Here is a 17,441-nt window from a genome sequence, read left to right on the forward strand (position 1 = left end):
GTATTCAGCTTTAGAGATTCAGGAGAAGAACAGATGATCTTTGAATGGATGTCTGACCCCGCTGCGTGGGTTGGGTTATTGACCCTGATCGTACTCGAAATTGTATTAGGCATTGATAACTTGGTGTTTATTGCCATTTTGGCAGAAAAGTTACCGCCAGAACAACGCAATACGGCACGGGTGGTGGGCTTGCTTCTCGCCTTGGGGATGCGCCTGATTTTACTCGCCTCTATCGCGTGGGTGGTAACGCTGACCCAACCACTGTTCCATATTTTTGAACATCCTTTCTCTGGACGTGACCTGATTCTGCTGTTTGGTGGTGTGTTCCTGCTCTTTAAAGGCACCATGGAACTGCGTGAACGTATTGAAGGCAAACCTGCACTAAAAGAAGAAAACCCTGTGCATGCGACTTTCTGGATGGTGATTGTGCAGATTGTAGTGCTAGATGCAGTGTTCTCACTCGACAGCGTGATTACCGCTGTGGGCATGGTGCAGCATTTATCGGTCATGATGATTGCGGTGATTATCGCCATTGGCATTATGCTGTGGGCTTCCAAAGCACTGATGGACTTTGTCAATAAGCATCCGACAGTGGTGATTCTATGCCTGTGCTTCCTGATGATGATTGGCTTCTCTTTAGTGGTTGAAGGCTTTGGTTATCACATTCCAAAAGGCTATTTATATGCCGCGATTGGCTTCTCGGTGATGATTGAATTCCTGAACCAAACCATCCGCAGAAATCAGGAAAAAACTGTGACTACGACTGATTTACGCTACCGTACTGCTTCTGCGGTGATGCGCATGTTGGGCGGAAAAAGCCAAAACACCACAGAAAGCAGCCATGTGAATGAAGATGTGTTGGCCACGCGCGCCTTTGCCGATGAAGTCTTTGATGCAGAAAATGGGGTCTATCATAGTGTCATGGTGCAAGGGGTATTGGGTTTATCTGAACGTCCTGTAAAGTCAGTGATGACGCCACGTCCCGAGCTAGAATGGATTGATTTAGATGAAGACGAAGCTTCTATTCGTAGCCAGTTATTGAGTATGACCCATTCACGAGTGATCGTGGCACGTGGTGAATTAGACAATATTTCGGGTATTGTACTGACCCATAAAGTGATGAATCAATACATTGAAACTGGTGTGCTGGATTTTGAAACACATTTGCGTGAACCCGTGATTGTGCATGAAAATGCCCAAGTTTTGATGGTGATGGAGCAATTGCGTCAAGCACCGCTGCAAATGGCGATTGTGCTGAATGAATATGGCTCGATTGAAGGCGTTGCCACACCTATTGATATTCTGGAAGCAATTGCAGGCGAATTCCCTGATGAAGATGCTCTCGAAGCCAGTGCTGAAAGTTTGGAAGATGGCACATTATTGCTAGATGGTTCCATTGATATTCGTCACGTATCTTTATTATTAGGTCGTGATTTGGTGGATGAAAGCGAGCAATATTCAACTTTATCAGGCTATATTTTATTCCATTTGGGGCGTTTGCCTGAAAACGGTGAAAAGCTGCTTTCCGATGGTTATGTTTTTGAAATTGTGACCATGGATGGACATAAAATTGAAAAAGTGCATTTGATTCAGCAGGAATCTTCAAGCGCATCATAAACTGAACGCCAAACTGCATTTCAGTCTTGTGCTTCCGCTAAAATAGCCTGCATTGTCAGGCTGTTTTGGGGCTGTTGCCATTGCAAATATAGACGAAGTGTCAACAGACCCTATTATTGATTTAAATTTCTGGAATTTTCTATGCATCACTTGGCATGTCCGTGCGGGCAAGGCGATTATCAATACTGCTGCCAACCTTTACACGTGGGGCAGGCACATGCAGAAACCGCGAGCCAACTCATGCGTTCACGCTATAGCGCTTTTGCCTTGCAACAAATTGATTATATTGTGCAAACTACTGCGCTAGGACAACAGGCAAGTTTGGATGTTGACGCAATTGCAGATTGGAGCAAGTCGAATCAATGGTTAAAGCTCGAAGTGCTGAATAGCAATGAAAAGTTAGATAAAAGCCATGCCCAAGTTGAATTTAAAGCCCATTACCATGATGCTAAGCAGGCGCAAATTCACCATGAAATTTCCCATTTTGTGCAACATCAGGCACGCTGGTATTTTCTAGATCCGACCACAGGGCAACAGCCGACCATGAAACAGCCGTGTATTTGTGGTTCGGGTAAAAAATTTAAGCAATGTTGTGCGCAATTTTTATAACTTTATCTTGGTTTTTCGCTTATTATAACGCGCATCTATTGGCCTAGTGAAAGAAGGGCAAGTCCATGTTGTTGTTGGTCATTTACTTAATCGCGATTACCGCAGAAGCGATGACAGGCGCATTGTCTGCAGGGCGTCGCAGCATGGACTGGTTTGGTGTCACCTTAATTGCCTGTGTCACCGCATTGGGCGGTGGTTCGGTGCGAGATGTATTGTTGGGGCATTATCCGCTGACTTGGGTCAAACATCCTGAATATTTGGTGCTGACCTGTATTGCAGCTTTTATCACCATTTTAATTGCCAAATGGATGCGTCATTTACGTTCCATTTTCTTGGTGCTCGATGCTTTAGGCTTAATTGGCTTCACCATTATTGGTTGTCAAATTGCTTTGGAAATGGGGCATGGCTTTGTGGTGTCTGCCGTTGCAGGCGTCTTAACAGGTGTGTCAGGTGGGATTCTGCGTGATATTCTGTGTAACGATGTGCCTTTAGTGTTCCGCCGTGAGCTATATGCCAGTATTTCTTTTGTGTCCGTGATTTGCTATTGGTTGTGTATCGAAATCGGTTTGTCGCTTGAATTGACCGTGATCTCAACACTTGTTTTTGGTTTTACTTTGCGTTTGATTGCGATTTATTTTGGCTTAGAAATGCCTAAATTTATTTATCAGGACGATGATGAACATTCAGCATCCTCTAAAGATGAAACCTAATTGGTTATAAGAATTGTATTGAATATCTAAATAGAAGCGAACCGATCACCAGATCGGTTTTTTAATGCTATCCACATCCTGTCAACTCATAGTATAAAAATACAACAGCAGTTGTGTTTTAGCCCATATCCTTTTAGCCAACCTGAAGAGTGTGTTATGGATTTAGTTTCACGTGTACAACGTCTGCCCATTGGTAAATTTCACTATAGCCTTCTGGTGGTGATTGGTTTGGGCTGGATGTTTGATGCCATGGATACAGGACTGATTTCCTTTATTTTGGCAAAAATGGCAGAAGACTGGAGCATGACCCCTGCGGAAAAAGGCATGGTGGTGTCAATTGGCTTTGTAGGTATGGCCATTGGTGCAGTCTTTTCAGGTGGTCTGGCCGATAAAATTGGACGTAAAACTGTATTTGCCACCACCTTGGTGATTTACAGTCTAGCTACTGCCGCTTGTGCTTTTGCGCCGAATTTAACTTGGTTGTTGGTATTTCGTTTTATTGTTGGCTTAGGTTTGGGTGGGCAGCTTCCTGTTGCCGTAACTTTGGTTAGTGAATATATTCCTGCGCATGTGCGTGGGCGCTTTATTGTATTGCTGGAAAGTTTTTGGGGCTTGGGCTGGTTATGTGCGGCATTGGTATCCTATTTTGTGATTCCAAAATTTGATTGGCACACAGCATTTTTAATCGGTGGTTTGCCTGCTTTATATGCCTTAGTCATCTGGAAAAAAGTCCCTGAATCTATCCCTTATCTGATCAATCGTGGTCGTATTGCCGAAGCACATGCACTGGTACAAAAATTTGAACGCCAATGTGGGGTAGAGGTCATTGAACAGATTGAAGTTCAGCCTGTTGCCGCCAAACAGCATATTTCTTTTACCCAACTGTGGTCGGGGCCATTTGCACGCCGTAGTTTAATGCTGTGGCTGATTTGGTTTGGCATTGTCTATTCCTATTATGGCATTTTCACTTGGTTGCCTAGTCTGTTGGTGCAGCAAGGCTACAGCATCGTGCAATCATTTGAATACGTGTTGGGCATGATTTTGGCGCAATTACCTGGTTATATTGCAGCTGCTTGGCTGGTCGAAAAATTAGGGCGCAAAGCCACACTGGCAGGTTTTATTGGCATGTGTGCCGTATCGGCGTACTTCTTTGGTCAGGCGGATAGTGTGGCGATGATCATGTTCTGGGGCTGTTTGATGTCCTTCTTCAACTTGGGCGCGTGGGGGGTGCTATACACCTATACTCCTGAACAATACCCAACCAATATTCGTGCTTTTGGCTCAGGTTGGGCTTCGGCGATTGGACGTATGGGTGGTATTGTCGCCCCAATGGTGGTCACACACATGATGGTCATGCAAAATGGCTTTAGTTATGTTTTTATGATGTTTACAGCGGTTTTATTGGCCGTTGCTGTGGTGATTGTGGTGTTGGGTGAAGAAACTAAAGGCAGAACTTTAGAGTCGATAGGTTTGTAAGCTTAAAATAAACCCATCTTCCAACTTGAAATGACAGTAAGCGTAAACCTGTTTGAGGAATTTACGCTTACTGGCTCCAAGGTTTAGCAGTCAGAACGAATTCCTGATTTAAAGCCAAGGCGATATTTTGCATGTTAAAACTATGCCGATCTTCAGGAAGTTGTAACAATAATGGTAAGCGTGTTATACCATTTTCACCATTGGCAAAAGCATAGTGACGGATTTTAGGGTCAATTCTGCTAATGAGATTCTTGGCTTCTAAATAAACACTTTGTTGGGTTGTCTGTTTTTGAATACTAATAATTCCAATATAACAGCGATCTTGAATATCAATCAGGCTCTTTTTTAGCTTCTCTATTTTCACCTGATTATTTTCAGATTTTTTCAGTAAACGTTTAAAAAATCCCGCTTTTTCATTTGTTTGAATTTCTCGTTCGAGACTACGTATTTGTTGTTGTATATGGCGGCTCTGTTCAATCGCAGCATTCACATGCTCTCTGATCTTTTGAACAGGGGCGATTACCGCATTTAAATGTTGTTGATAGTGATATTCATCTTCAAAGAGCACAAAAACTTGTGCGCGACGCTGTACCAATAAATGCAAATATGCAATCAAACGATATTTAAAGCCGCGGGCGTAGGGATTAAATTGCAACATGGGTTCTTGAGATAAAGCTTCAAACTGATGTAAGAGTTCAGTCATTAAACGTTTCAGATTTAAATAACAAAACTCTAATTCATCAGACTGTTGCACACTTTGTTTTAAACCTCTTGCAAATGGTTCAAGCACTTGCAAACAAAGGTCTTTTTCTAAGCAATCTAAATGCTCTTTGACTAAATAATCTGTAGAAAAACCTTGAATATCCACCACTTTTTTCATTTGTGGTAAAAGTTGCTCTTGCTTATATAGGTGTAAAGATTCAATCAACTCCACAATATGCGGATTCATTTGACGTTGAATGCCGATAATTTGTGTCATTTGCTGTTTAAAATTTTCAATATAATTAATTTGATCTAACTTTTTCGGATCAAGAACTAAGCCACTAATATAAAATTTATTTTCTACGCCAAAGTTTTCTTCTGTTAAAAAGCGTCGAATGGAATAAGCAGATACACGGCCGTCGTAGGAACTACTCACAATAAAATAGTAATCTGTAGTATCGATAATTTCAAAGTCACGAACATGCAGTTCATGAACAAAGTAATCCTGAAAAATTGATGGTTTTTGTTGTGCATATTCACTTGGTAAAATATAAGCAAACCAATTGCCCAAAATTTCACTTTTCATAAACACTTCAAAGATAAAACTACGAATTTGTGCTTGATCTAGATTACGATGGTTAGTTGTAACGGTGAAGTCTAAATCACGAATAATTAAAGCAGCATCATATAAAAACGCTTTTTTGAGTAAAAGTTGGGCTTGAATGTCCTGAGGCTCATGTAATTCAATTTGATTCATTTCATGAATCACCGTTTCTAGAAAATCGGCGATTTGAAAGTCGGTTTGGTAGGTTTCTAAATAGTCAAAGCTACTTTGTACGTTTTTGGCGAGTTGTAATAATTCTGGATGCTGTGTGTACTGTGGAATGTCTTGCAGACGGATGTAACCATGAAATTCAAAGGTTGCTGTAAGATAATTCCAGTGAATATTTTTGGGTTTTAAGTATCGTTCTTCTATTTTTTCATGCAGTTCTTTAGGTGTAGCGGAAAGAATTGCGTTTAGCTGCTGCTGCCATTTATTATCAAGAATAGGATCAATTTGTTTTAACTTTACCCGAAGCTGATAAGGAATATAGGTCTGCATAGCGAAATCCAAAAGAACCGTTACAATAAATTTAAACTTTCAATAAAAAACTTCAGTGTGTTTTATATCACAAAAACGGTATTTACATTGATAAAAATAAAGGAATTTTTATGTAATAAGTATTGTTTCAAACATCTGTAACGTGTCAATAGACCCTCATAGAATGAATCGTTATAATTTTATATTGCTGTTTTTTATAAAATGAATATTTTTACGGCATAAGACACAAATTGTCGCAGAGCATCCCTACTAACTCTTGTGCAGGATGCTGCTGCGGCATAGCATAAGCCGATTGATACAAAAACAAATGATTTAGGACGACAGGTTTTATGACAAGCCTTGCGCATCATGCAACAGAAAACCGTTCCGTAGCAGAATTTACTGAACGTGCATACCTTAACTATGCCATGTACGTGATTATGGATCGTGCATTACCCCATATCAGCGATGGTTTGAAACCTGTACAACGCCGTATTGTGTACGCCATGAGTGAGCTTGGACTCAAGCACAGCGGCAAACCGAAAAAATCGGCCCGTACCGTAGGGGATGTATTGGGTAAATACCATCCACATGGTGATTCTGCTTGTTATGAAGCTATGGTGTTGATGGCGCAGCCGTTCAGTTATCGTTACCCATTTATTGAAGGGCAGGGCAACTGGGGGTCACCCGATGATCCTAAGTCCTTTGCCGCCATGCGTTATACCGAAGCCAAACTATCGCAATATAGTGAAGTACTTTTGGCGGAATTGGGGCAAGGTACTTGTGATTGGCAAGATAACTTTGATGGCTCATTAAAAGAACCTGTCAATTTGCCTGCGCGTGTACCGAATATTTTGCTTAACGGCACCACAGGTATTGCCGTGGGGATGGCGACCGATATTCCACCGCATAACTTGCGTGAAGTGGTGAAAGGCACAATTGCCCTGATTCGCAACCCAAATTTAACCGATGAAAAAGTCGCAGAATATATTCCTGCACCAGATTTACCTACCAAAGCTGAAATTATTACCCCGCCTGAAGAATTGCTGAAAATGCAAAGTACAGGTCGTGGTAGTTACCGTATGCGTGCGGTGTACAGCATCGAAAAAAATGAAATCGTAATTACCGAATTGCCGTATCAGGTTTCGGGTTCAAAAATCATTACCCAAATTGCCGATCAAATGCAGGCGAAAAAACTGCCGTTGGTGAGCGATGTGCGTGATGAATCCGACCATCAAAACCCAACCCGTTTGGTGATTGTACTGCGTTCCAACCGTATTGATGCCGAAGCGGTGATGAGTCACTTGTTTGCCACGACCGATTTAGAATCGAGCTATCGTGTCAATATGAACATGATTGGCGCAGATGGTCGTCCGCAGGTGAAATCGATTCGTCGTATTTTGCTGGAATGGATTGAGATTCGAAAAAATACCGTCACACGCCGTTTGCAATATCATCTCAATAAAATCGAAAAGCGATTGCACATTTTGGCAGGTTTGCTGATTGCCTATTTAGATATTGATACCGTGATTCGGATTATTCGTGAAGAAGATCATCCTAAAGCCGAGTTGATGGCGCATTTTGGTATTGATGAAATTCAGGCTGAAGCCATTTTGGAATTAAAGCTGCGTCATTTGGCTAAGCTTGAAGAAATGGAAATTCGTCGTGAACAAGAAGAATTAGAAGCACGCGCTGCCATTATTCGTGAACAATTGGCGAATCCTGAATCATTGAAAAATTTAATTATCAGTGAGTTGAAAGAAGACGCGAAAAAGTTTGGTGATGATCGTCGTTCACCAATTGTATTGCGTGCCGAAGCGACTGCGATTAATGAACAAGATATGCTACCTGCCGACCCTGTAACGGTGGTGTTGTCTGAAGCAGGCTGGATTCGTTGTGCCAAAGGGCATGAGGTCGATGCGGAAAATCTAAACTTCCGTGCAGGTGATCAATATCTCAGTCATGCGCAAGGCAAGTCTAATCAGCGCGTTTATATTTTAGATGATACGGGACGCAGTTATGCGTTGCCAATTAATAGCTTGCCTTCGGCACGTGGCTTGGGAGAACCATTAAGTTCAAAACTTGCCCCTGCCAGTGGCGTTGGCTTTAAACAATTGCTGATTGCCGATGATGAAGCTGAAATTTTAGCAGCCAGCAGTAAAGGTTACGGCTTTAAAACACAGGCCAAACAGCTAGATACCAATGCCAAAGCAGGTAAAGCATTCCTGTCTTTGCCCGAACAATCGACAGTGATGAACTTGCAAATGATTGAACACGCGAGTCATGTTGCACTGCTCAGTTCAGCAGGGCGTTTACTGGTGATTGAGCTGTCAGAATTGCCAATTTTGAATAAAGGTAAAGGTAATAAATTGATACAACTTGAGGAAAAAGATCAGTTGGTGTCTATGTTACCTTTAAGTTTAGATGAAGCAATTCAAGTATTTGCAGGACAGCAACAACTCAAACTCAAAGGTGACGATTTGCTGAAGTATGTGGCGAAGCGCGGCACGAAAGGTCAGCTCTTACCACGCGGTTACCAAAAAGCAAATAAACTGTTAATTCAAAGATAATACTAGCGTTTTTTAAGCAAAATACGTTATATATGGTTTGTATTCGTGAAAATGGATGCAATACGGGACATAAACAAGCAAAGAACGACGTCCTGTATTGAGAAAAACAGTTTAAAACTAAGGATTATTGATTGGAGAAATTGGCATTATGGAAAAGATTTGGTTTGCTGAATACCAAAAGACAGGGATTCCAGAAACTGTAGAACTGCCTGCAGAAAATACGTCACTCGTAGACATTTTTGAACGTAATTTCCAAAAATTTGGTTCACGTGATGCCTTTATCTTTATGGATAAGGTTTTAAGCTTTAGTGAACTAGAAGAAGCTAGCCGTAAATTTGCAACTTATTTACAAAGTTTAGGTTTGGCACCTGGCTCGCGTGTTGCGGTGATGATGCCGAACGTACTTCAATATCCTGTGGTTGCACTGGGGGTGTTCCGCGCAGGTTTAGTTTTGGTGAACGTGAATCCACTTTATACTTCGCGTGAGTTAGAGCATCAATTAAATGACTCTGGTTCTGAAGTTTTAGTGATTATTGAAAACTTTGCATCCGTTTATCAGGCGATTATTGGTAAAACTCCTGTGAAGCATGTTGTTGTTGCTTCTGTGGGCGATATGCTAGGTGCATTAAAAGGCACGTTGGTGAATTTTGTTTTACGTTCAGTGCGTAAGCAAATTCCTGCATGGAACATTCCGGGTCACGTTAAATTTAACGCAGCAATGTCTAAAGTAAGCCCAAGCAACTACAAACGCCCAAGCTTAACTTTAAGTGATACGGCTGTGTTGCAATACACGGGTGGTACAACAGGTGTATCTAAGGGTGCAGAATTAACACACCGCAACCTTGTGGCAAACATGCTGCAATGTGATGGTATTTTCCAGAGTAAATTCGGTGCACAAGATGGTCAGCCAGATGACCGTATTTTCTGTGCATTGCCGCTGTATCACATCTTTGCATTCATGGTGTGTGCGCTTTACGGCATGTACAAAGGTCAGGCAAACGTCTTAATTCCAAACCCGCGTGACTTACCTGCGGTGATGAAAGAATTACGCAAATATCAACCAACTTTCTTCCCTGCGGTGAATACTTTATTCAATGCGCTTGTGAACAATGAAGAGTTTAAACAGCTTGATCACAGCAAATTGAAAATGGCGATGGGCGGGGGTATGGCAGTATTACCATCAACTGCTGAAGCATGGAAAAAAGTGACAGGCACTAACATCATTGAAGGTTATGGCTTGTCTGAAACTTCGCCAGTTGCAACGGCAAACCCGCCTGCATCTGAAGAATTCACTGGCACAATTGGTATTCCATTACCATTAACTGAAGTGGCTATTTTGGATGATGACGGCAATGAAGTTGCACTGGGTGAGCAAGGTGAAATTTCAATCCGTGGTCCACAAGTCATGAAAGGCTATTGGAACCGTCCAGATGAAACCAATAAAGTGATGATTAATGGTTTCTTCCGTACAGGTGACATTGGTGTTATGGATTCACGCGGCTATGTGAAAATTGTAGACCGTAAAAAAGACATGATTTTGGTATCAGGCTTTAACGTTTATCCATCTGAAATTGAAGAAGTCATTGCGAAGCATCCGAAAGTCTTGGAAGTAGCAGCAATTGGTGTGCCAGATGAAAAATCAGGTGAAGTGCCAAAACTATTTGTGGTGAAAAAAGATCCATCATTGACCACTGAAGAAGTATTAGCATTCGCTAAAGAGAACTTAACTGGCTATAAACGCCCACGTTATGTGGAGTTTATGGATGAATTGCCAAAATCGAACGTAGGTAAAATCTTGCGTAAAGATTTGCGTAAAACAGCGTAATTCATGCTGCTTTGAACAAAAACGCCTCTGAAAACTCAGGGGCGTTTTTTATATGCTTATAAAAATAGATAGCTTCTTGTTCAATACAGACGAAGTGTCACCAGACCTTATTCTTTCATCAACCAACGGTCAAAGTAGCGACGCCCAACACCCACAATACCCAAGAAAATAAACATCGCACCAAATTGGCGACTAAAACCTGATTGATTAAAACTGCCATAACTTAAAATATTATCAATTAAGCAGTACACCACAATCACAATAATCCAGTGCCAGAGCGGTAAGCGCTTAATCCCTACCGCATAAAACGCCACCCAAAGTACAACGAAGGTAAAAATGGTCGACCATACGTTCATATTGGCGCAAATTACCATCAATAAAAATGCCACAATAGGCAACACAATTTTTAAAACACGATCCACTCGCAGTTGATGTTGGCGCTGCTTTTCAAGTACATCTAACATTTCCTTTTGATCTGGGCTGACCATAATGGATCCTTTATATAATTGCTTAAAACATGCTATTTAACAAAATTTATTCAAGAAATGCCATGTTATGATAAGTTCTCAATACAGTTTATGAGAAAAAATTGATGCAAAGCATAAGTGGAATTGTTTATCTAATTATAATTGCTTGCTTATTGCCGTATGTCTTTGCTGTTGTCGCAAAAATGGCAGGCGGCTTTAAACGCGAAGATAACCAAAATCCACGTGAATTTTTAGCCAAAACTACAGGTTTAGCTGCACGTGCTAACGCCGTTCAGCAAAACAGTTTTGAAAGCCTGCCTTTATTTATTGCTGCAGTGCTCATGGCGGAATATATGGTCATCCCACAAGTGGTGGTGATGATGTTTGGTATTGCTTATATTGTGCTGCGCATTATTTATGGAATTTGTTATTTAGCCAATTGGGCGACGCTGCGTTCAATTGTTTGGATGCTGTCTTTACTTTGTCCAATTTGTATTTTGCTGATGGTGATTAAACTGACCTGATCAAGTCATGTCTGAAAATATGTATTTTTGCCTTGCAGATGTATAATCGCGCAGTAATTCAGGACAGAAAACCGTTATAATTGACGCGGTTTTAAAAAGATTTAACTTGTTTAAGAGTGATGCTATGAGCTACAGCAATATCCCTGCGGGTAAAGATGCACCAAATGACATCTATGTGATCATTGAAATTCCTGCCAATGCAGCGCCAATCAAATACGAAATTGACAAAGATTCTGATGCATTATTTGTAGACCGTTTCATGGGTACAGCAATGTTCTATCCAGCGAACTACGGTTATGTGCCAAATACACTTTCATTGGATGGTGATCCGCTAGACGTATTGGTTGTGACCCCACACCCAGTAGAGCCAGGTTCTGTGATTCGTTGCCGCCCAGTGGGTAAATTGAACATGGAAGATGATGGTGGTATTGATGCGAAATTGGTTGCCGTTCCGCACGAAAAATTAACCCCAATTTATAAAGATGTTCAAGAATATACGGATCTTCCACCATTATTGATCAGCCAAATTGAACACTTCTTCCAGCACTATAAAGACTTAGAGCCAGGCAAATGGGTGAAGTTAAGTGGTTGGGAAGGTGCTGATGTTGCAAAACAAGAAGTATTGAACTCAATTGAAGGCTACAAAGCTGCAAATCCATAATTTGCGTGGCCTGTTCAGCGTTCAAATGAAAGCTGAAATGTAAAAAACCTGCACATATTCTGTGCAGGTTTTTTTATTGGGTTTGCTATTCCGAGAAATTAGAATAATTTCACTGGAATATCTAACCAGATACGCCATTCATTGGTATCATTCATATAAATAGATTTGTAGCTATCATTTGCACGGTAATATGAGTGACGTACGCGAAGGCTCGCGTCTTTCGCAAAACCAGATTGAACTGTATATTTCACTTGATTAAAAAATTCACGTTCTTGTCCTTCTTGCTCGTTGCCAAGAACATCAATATCCCATCCATAGACAAATGCAGAAGTCCAGTTTAAACCTGCTAAACCGTGATTCTTAAAGTTATAATTATATTGTAGGCCAAGTGATTTTTCATCTTTGCCGATAAAATCTGAAAGATAAGAGTTCGGTAGGTAAATACTTTGTGCACCGTCAGCGTTGTTGCCATAATCGTAGCCTAAGCTGCCAGTATTTTGTTGATAAGCAAGCATTACGTTATGTACATCTTTACTATACGTACTAGAAATCGCCCAAATAGAGTTCTGTTTATCTTCAGTCAAAGTCTCAATATTTGATAAGCTACCAGCTTCGAATTCAGTATGATAACCACTAAAGCTATGAGTTAAAGTGCTTTCATTTGCCAAAGCATAGCTATAGTTGGCATTGACATAATGACGATCTAATTTATCTTTAACGTCAACACCATAATAAGATGCATTTAAGTCATCATTAAATGTATATTTCGCGCCCCATACCACAGCACGGTCTAATTGATTACCATCTGAATTGATTTGGCTTGAATATTGGTTTTCAGTAAATTTACCTGCAACCAAGTTTAAGTTATCAATTTCATTGCTTTGAACGAGTACACCCGTGAAATATTCAGGTACTAAACGGGCAGTGTTGCTAGCTAATACAGGTAAATCGAGTACTTGTGTACCGTAAGTTGCTGTTGTATTGGAAATACGTGCTTTTACATAAGCACCACCACGTGCCCAATGGTCATAAGCAGAGCCATCATTATGTGTTGGAATCATTCCGTTGCCCGTATGCGCATTTTCGCCTAGCTTGAATGAAGCATCACCAATAATCCCTGCACCAAAACCGACTACACCTTTGGTAAAGCCTGAATCTAATTTTATGATTGCTGTTTGTGCAAATGAACTGGTATCTGTATCAGGTTTTACATCTTTATAATCACGAGCTAAATAGCCTGTACGGAATAAAACCGAACCGTTTGCGTCTTCTACAAAGCCTTTAGATTCACTTTGTTCGCTAGCAAATGCAGTTGAAATAAGCGCTGCGTTGATCAATAACGCAAGTGTCAGTTTTTTAGATTTCAGCATTGGGAGAGAGCCTCATGCAGTAAATGTGTAGTTGAAACGTAGCCGAATTGTATCGCTATTTAGGCGCGAAAATATCATTTTTAAGGTGCTTATGACACTAAAGTTAAGCATTTTTTCGATAAACTGTAGGGTCATTAAAAATATTGAATTTTTAAAAGTTTAATAATTATTTTAATTTTTAGTAAAAACATAAACATAATTTTAAATGAGCTGAACAGCTAGAATGGATGACTTGGGAGCAATGCTTTAAGTTTTTTGTAAATTTTAGCCATAAAATCATCTTTGTTTAATATTTCAGCAGTTTAAGTTAATAGTTTATGGCGAAATAAGTAAGTAAAAACCTAAAATTTTATGTTTATTTCATCTTGTTAAGTATTTCTTCAAAAGTGCGGTTTTAAATTTAAGAATAGATAAGGTTGTATATTTTGGTTTTTATTTGAACTAAAAGTATAAAAAATAGAATGGTGTTGATGGGGTAACTAATAGTTTTTAGCTATGAGGTGTTTCATGTGAAATACGGTGTTTTATTTGTGCTGTTTTTGATGAATTTGACCCAGTAAGCATTTCTCTTTTTGCTAAATTTTTAAGTGTAATAACTTCAGAAGATATTGCATCGGCCTGTCACAATGCTGCTGAAATCTCACATTGGCTATTCGGTTTAACAATTTGAATGATATGCATGTTCTTGGTGCAAAAAAATTATTCGTATTCAAACAATATTTTTCTAGGCCAAACATGCTGTTCGCCCTTAATGGGAAAGGGGCTGTAAGCATATGAGTAATGACTTTGTCCCAGTTTTTAGTATATGCAAAGATGTGCGAATAAATGTTATTGCACTTTTTTAGGCAGTTTAAATTTGAGTTCTAAGTCAGGTACATCAAAAATGTTGCAATGTATTCTGTATTTACACGGTAAATATGACTTATACATCTATGTAAAAAGAATGAACAAAAGTGAGTTGTAGGCCATAGCGATGAAAATAAGAAATTTATTAATTTAAAAAATAAATATAAATAACAATCATTTAGATGTGGTTGTGAGCCTATTCTGAGTATGGAAAATCTTGTTTTTTTGAATGTTGGCACACGGTTTGCAATCCTCCATGTGAGTTAAACAACAATAGACACAAGCATCTCATCAGATGCAGGGGGAAAATCATGAACATGGGATTTAAAACACTTTTTGCAGCAGCGATGATGGCAGCATCTGGTCTAAGCATGGCATCAGAATCAACTTCAGCATTGTCTTTTAGTGGTACTGCGGCAATGACCAGTGATTATCGTTTTCGTGGCATGACACAAACAATGAGTGATCCTGCGGTGCAAGCGGGTTTTGCGTTGAGCCATGATTCAGGCCTTTATGCTGGTGTGTGGGGTTCCAATGTCGATTTTGGTGGCACAGCGCATTTAGAACTTGACCCTTATTTGGGTTATGCCACTACTTTAGACAGTTTTGCCAGCAAGCCATTATTAGACGTGGGTCTATGGTATTACCTTTACCCAAGTGAAAGCGATTTAAACTGGCTAGAAGCCTATGCCAAATTAGGCTTTAGCGATGTAGGATTTAAAGATGCCAGCTTATCTACCGCAATTAATTACTCCAATGATTTTCTAGGTGGTGATACAGATGCTTGGTATTTCAATGCAACTTATAGCGTACCGTTTGCAGATACAGGTTTCTCAGGTGTTGCGGGTATTGGTTACACCCTAGCAGATGATTTTGATTTTGGTGGTGGCGAAGACAGTTATATCGACTGGAAAGCGGGTGTGAGCTATAGTTTTGCATCAGTAGAAGGCTTATCTGCTGAATTGGCTGCTGTTGGTACAGATATTGATACCGATGGAATGTCACACGCTGCGAAGCGTGGTGTTGAAACAGGTGCTGTGTTTACTTTGACCAAAGCATTCTAAGTCCTCTGTATTCAGGATAAATAAAAAGCTCCAATTGGGAGTGATATCTAAAAGAATAACAAGATAACTCGCCCATTGCGCAGACATGGCAATGGGCTGTTTTTATATCTCAATATTTTCACCTAGGCTGGATTGCCACGATAAGACAAAGCTTCACTTAAATGGGCACTTTGAATTTGTTCACTTTGCGCCAAGTCTGCAATAGTACGTGCAACGCGTAACACCCGATGATAAGCGCGTGCAGACAAATTTAGCCGTTGTTGTGCAATGGTTAAAATATTCTGTGCAGTGCCATCTAATAGCGCAAATTGTTCTAATTGTTTTGGGCTGAGTGACATATTCAGGCCCTTTTGTCGTTGCATTTGCAATTCATAAGCTTGAATTACACGTTTTCGCACTGTTTCTGAATCTTCAACAGGTCTACTGTCTTGTAATTCATGGGCTTGTAGTGGTGGAACATCAATATGTAAATCGATGCGGTCTAACAATGGCCCTGAAATACGGTTTTGATAGCGTTTAATACTTTCTGCAGAACATTGGCAGCGCACATCCTGATTAAAAGCATAACCACAAGGACAGGGATTCATGGCGGCAATTAGTTGAAAGTTGGCTGGAAAGGTAATTTGCCGAGAAGCGCGGGAGATCACAATTTCTTTGGACTCTAAAGGTTGGCGCAGCACTTCTAACACTTTTTTATCAAATTCAGGTAATTCATCTAAAAATAAAACGCCTAAATGCGCCAAGGTAATTTCACCGGGTTTGGGATATGAGCCTCCACCGACCAAGGCTACAGCAGAAGCGGTATGATGTGGGGCGCGAAAAGGACGCTGTCCAAACGTATGCGGGCTATCCGCCACAGAATAGATGCTGGCGACCTCTAAATTTTCCTGCATATTCAATGGCGGTAAAATACTGGAAAGCCTAGATGCCAATAAGGTTTTGCCTGTACCGGGTGGGCCTTTGAATAGCAATGAATGTCCACCTGCAGCCGCAATTTCCAAAGCACGTCGTGGGCGCAACTGTCCTTTAACATCGACTAAATCAAAGGCGGAATGTGATAACTGTGGTTGGGCAGTCGCGGTGACTTTATTTAAAGGCTGGCTTTGTGCCAAATGTTCGCAAACTTGTTTTAAATGTGTGGCGGCAAAGACTTCAAAGTCAGGCAATTGAGCAGCTTCTTGTGCATTTTGTTCAGGTAAAACCAAACGATGCTGTGCCTGTTGGCAGGCAATCGCAATACTGAGTGTGCCTGTGGTGGGACGCAATTGACCATCTAAAGCCAATTCTCCAATAAACTCTAAACTTTCAGTGCTTTGTTCGGGCAATTGTCCCGAAGCAATTAAAATGCCTAAAGCAATGGCTAAGTCCAAACGCGAACCATCTTTGGGCAAGTCGGCAGGCGCTAAATTAATGGTCAGACGTTTGGTCGGAAATTGAAAACCACTGTTAATAATGGCAGAGCGTACCCGATCTTTACTCTCACGTACGGCAGCTTCGGCTAGACCGACAATGGTTAAAGAAGGTAAACCTTGACTCAGATGGACTTCGACTTCAATTGCAGGGGCGTGCAAGCCGAGCAGCCCCCGCGTATACACTTTGGCAAAAGACATTTTTATGATGATCCGTTTTGGTGCGTTATTTTTATAATGTTTGGTTTTTGTTTTTTATGCACTCAATTGGTGCTTATTTTTTGAGTTGAATTTTATGTTCTAGTGCTTCAACTTGTTTTAACAATTCATTTAAACGTAAGTTGGCATTATTAAGCGCAGTACGTTGGCGGTCTAGCTCATCTTGCGAGACCAAATCCATTTTGGTGATCGCTTCATTGAGCAAAGCACGTAAATTATGTTCTAAATCTTTTTTAGGTTGTTCAACTTGTTCCAAAATGGCCTGTAATAAAGTTTCAATCATTGTTGTTT

The 17,441-nt window shown here is 40.6% G+C and carries 14 protein-coding genes; 9 read left to right on the plus strand and 5 right to left on the minus strand.

All coding sequences use genetic code 11. The annotated features are described in order from the left end of the window. Positions 1-33: 33 nt before the first annotated feature. From VF675_RS04950 to niaP, 4 genes are all read left to right on the plus strand, one after another. A complete protein-coding gene (locus VF675_RS04950) occupies positions 34-1,617 on the plus strand; it encodes a TerC family protein (RefSeq protein WP_440204864.1) in 1,584 nt (527 codons plus the stop codon). A 141-nt stretch (positions 1,618-1,758) separates the two neighbouring features. After that, the gene (locus VF675_RS04955) at positions 1,759-2,226 is read left to right on the plus strand and encodes a YchJ family protein (protein ID WP_178865910.1); all 468 of its coding nucleotides are present in this window, start codon (positions 1,759-1,761) and stop codon (positions 2,224-2,226) included. Positions 2,227-2,291: 65 nt separating this feature from the next. Beyond that, complete coding sequence (locus VF675_RS04960; RefSeq protein ID WP_004975638.1) at positions 2,292-2,936, plus strand: trimeric intracellular cation channel family protein; 645 nt, start codon at positions 2,292-2,294, stop codon at positions 2,934-2,936. 156 nt (positions 2,937-3,092) lie between these two features. Further along, complete coding sequence (gene niaP / locus VF675_RS04965; RefSeq protein WP_440204865.1) at positions 3,093-4,412, plus strand: niacin transporter NiaP; 1,320 nt, start codon at positions 3,093-3,095, stop codon at positions 4,410-4,412. 67 nt (positions 4,413-4,479) lie between these two features. Here niaP and VF675_RS04970 read toward each other — a convergent pair whose 3' ends face one another. Continuing rightward, the gene (locus tag VF675_RS04970; protein WP_440204866.1) at positions 4,480-6,216 is read right to left on the minus strand and encodes a hypothetical protein; all 1,737 of its coding nucleotides are present in this window, start codon (positions 6,214-6,216) and stop codon (positions 4,480-4,482) included. A gap of 329 nt (positions 6,217-6,545) precedes the next feature. Here VF675_RS04970 and parC point away from each other — a divergent pair, with 329 nt between their 5' ends. Then, the gene (gene parC, locus VF675_RS04975; RefSeq protein ID WP_096902245.1) at positions 6,546-8,765 is read left to right on the plus strand and encodes a DNA topoisomerase IV subunit A; all 2,220 of its coding nucleotides are present in this window, start codon (positions 6,546-6,548) and stop codon (positions 8,763-8,765) included. 148 nt (positions 8,766-8,913) lie between these two features. Further along, positions 8,914-10,590, plus strand: a complete 1,677-nt coding sequence (locus VF675_RS04980) for an AMP-binding protein (RefSeq protein WP_179996483.1) — start codon at positions 8,914-8,916, stop codon at positions 10,588-10,590. A 107-nt stretch (positions 10,591-10,697) separates the two neighbouring features. Here VF675_RS04980 and VF675_RS04985 read toward each other — a convergent pair whose 3' ends face one another. Continuing rightward, positions 10,698-11,078 carry a hypothetical protein gene (locus tag VF675_RS04985; RefSeq protein WP_004975646.1) on the minus strand — a complete coding sequence of 127 codons (381 nt, stop codon included), beginning with the start codon at positions 11,076-11,078 and terminating at the stop codon, positions 10,698-10,700. 104 nt (positions 11,079-11,182) lie between these two features. Between VF675_RS04985 and VF675_RS04990 the strand changes: the two genes are divergently transcribed. Together VF675_RS04990 and ppa are read left to right on the plus strand one after the other, a co-directional pair. Then, on the plus strand, positions 11,183-11,581 hold the full coding sequence (locus VF675_RS04990; RefSeq protein ID WP_104852906.1) for an MAPEG family protein: 399 nt from the start codon (positions 11,183-11,185) through the stop codon (positions 11,579-11,581). Between the two features lie 124 nt (positions 11,582-11,705). Beyond that, positions 11,706-12,242, plus strand: coding sequence for an inorganic diphosphatase (gene ppa / locus VF675_RS04995; RefSeq protein WP_004975651.1), 537 nt, complete (start codon positions 11,706-11,708; stop codon positions 12,240-12,242). 98 nt (positions 12,243-12,340) lie between these two features. Here ppa and VF675_RS05000 read toward each other — a convergent pair whose 3' ends face one another. Continuing rightward, positions 12,341-13,612 (minus strand): OprD family outer membrane porin, encoded by a 1,272-nt coding sequence (locus VF675_RS05000; protein WP_440204867.1) that lies wholly within the window; start codon positions 13,610-13,612, stop codon positions 12,341-12,343. Between the two features lie 1,154 nt (positions 13,613-14,766). On the opposite strand from VF675_RS05000, the gene VF675_RS05005 reads away from it, so the two are divergent. Next, the gene (locus VF675_RS05005) at positions 14,767-15,522 is read left to right on the plus strand and encodes a TorF family putative porin (RefSeq protein WP_373687280.1); all 756 of its coding nucleotides are present in this window, start codon (positions 14,767-14,769) and stop codon (positions 15,520-15,522) included. A 122-nt stretch (positions 15,523-15,644) separates the two neighbouring features. On the opposite strand, the gene VF675_RS05010 is transcribed toward VF675_RS05005, so the two are convergent. Together VF675_RS05010 and VF675_RS05015 are read right to left on the minus strand one after the other, a co-directional pair. Next, on the minus strand, positions 15,645-17,132 hold the full coding sequence (locus VF675_RS05010) for a YifB family Mg chelatase-like AAA ATPase (RefSeq protein ID WP_440204868.1): 1,488 nt from the start codon (positions 17,130-17,132) through the stop codon (positions 15,645-15,647). A 73-nt stretch (positions 17,133-17,205) separates the two neighbouring features. After that, complete coding sequence (locus VF675_RS05015; protein WP_178865925.1) at positions 17,206-17,433, minus strand: accessory factor UbiK family protein; 228 nt, start codon at positions 17,431-17,433, stop codon at positions 17,206-17,208. Positions 17,434-17,441 lie beyond the last annotated feature (8 nt).

It is taken from the genome of Acinetobacter sp. Lyrl_1 (assembly GCF_051948795.1).
Lineage (GTDB): Bacteria > Pseudomonadota > Gammaproteobacteria > Pseudomonadales > Moraxellaceae > Acinetobacter > Acinetobacter towneri.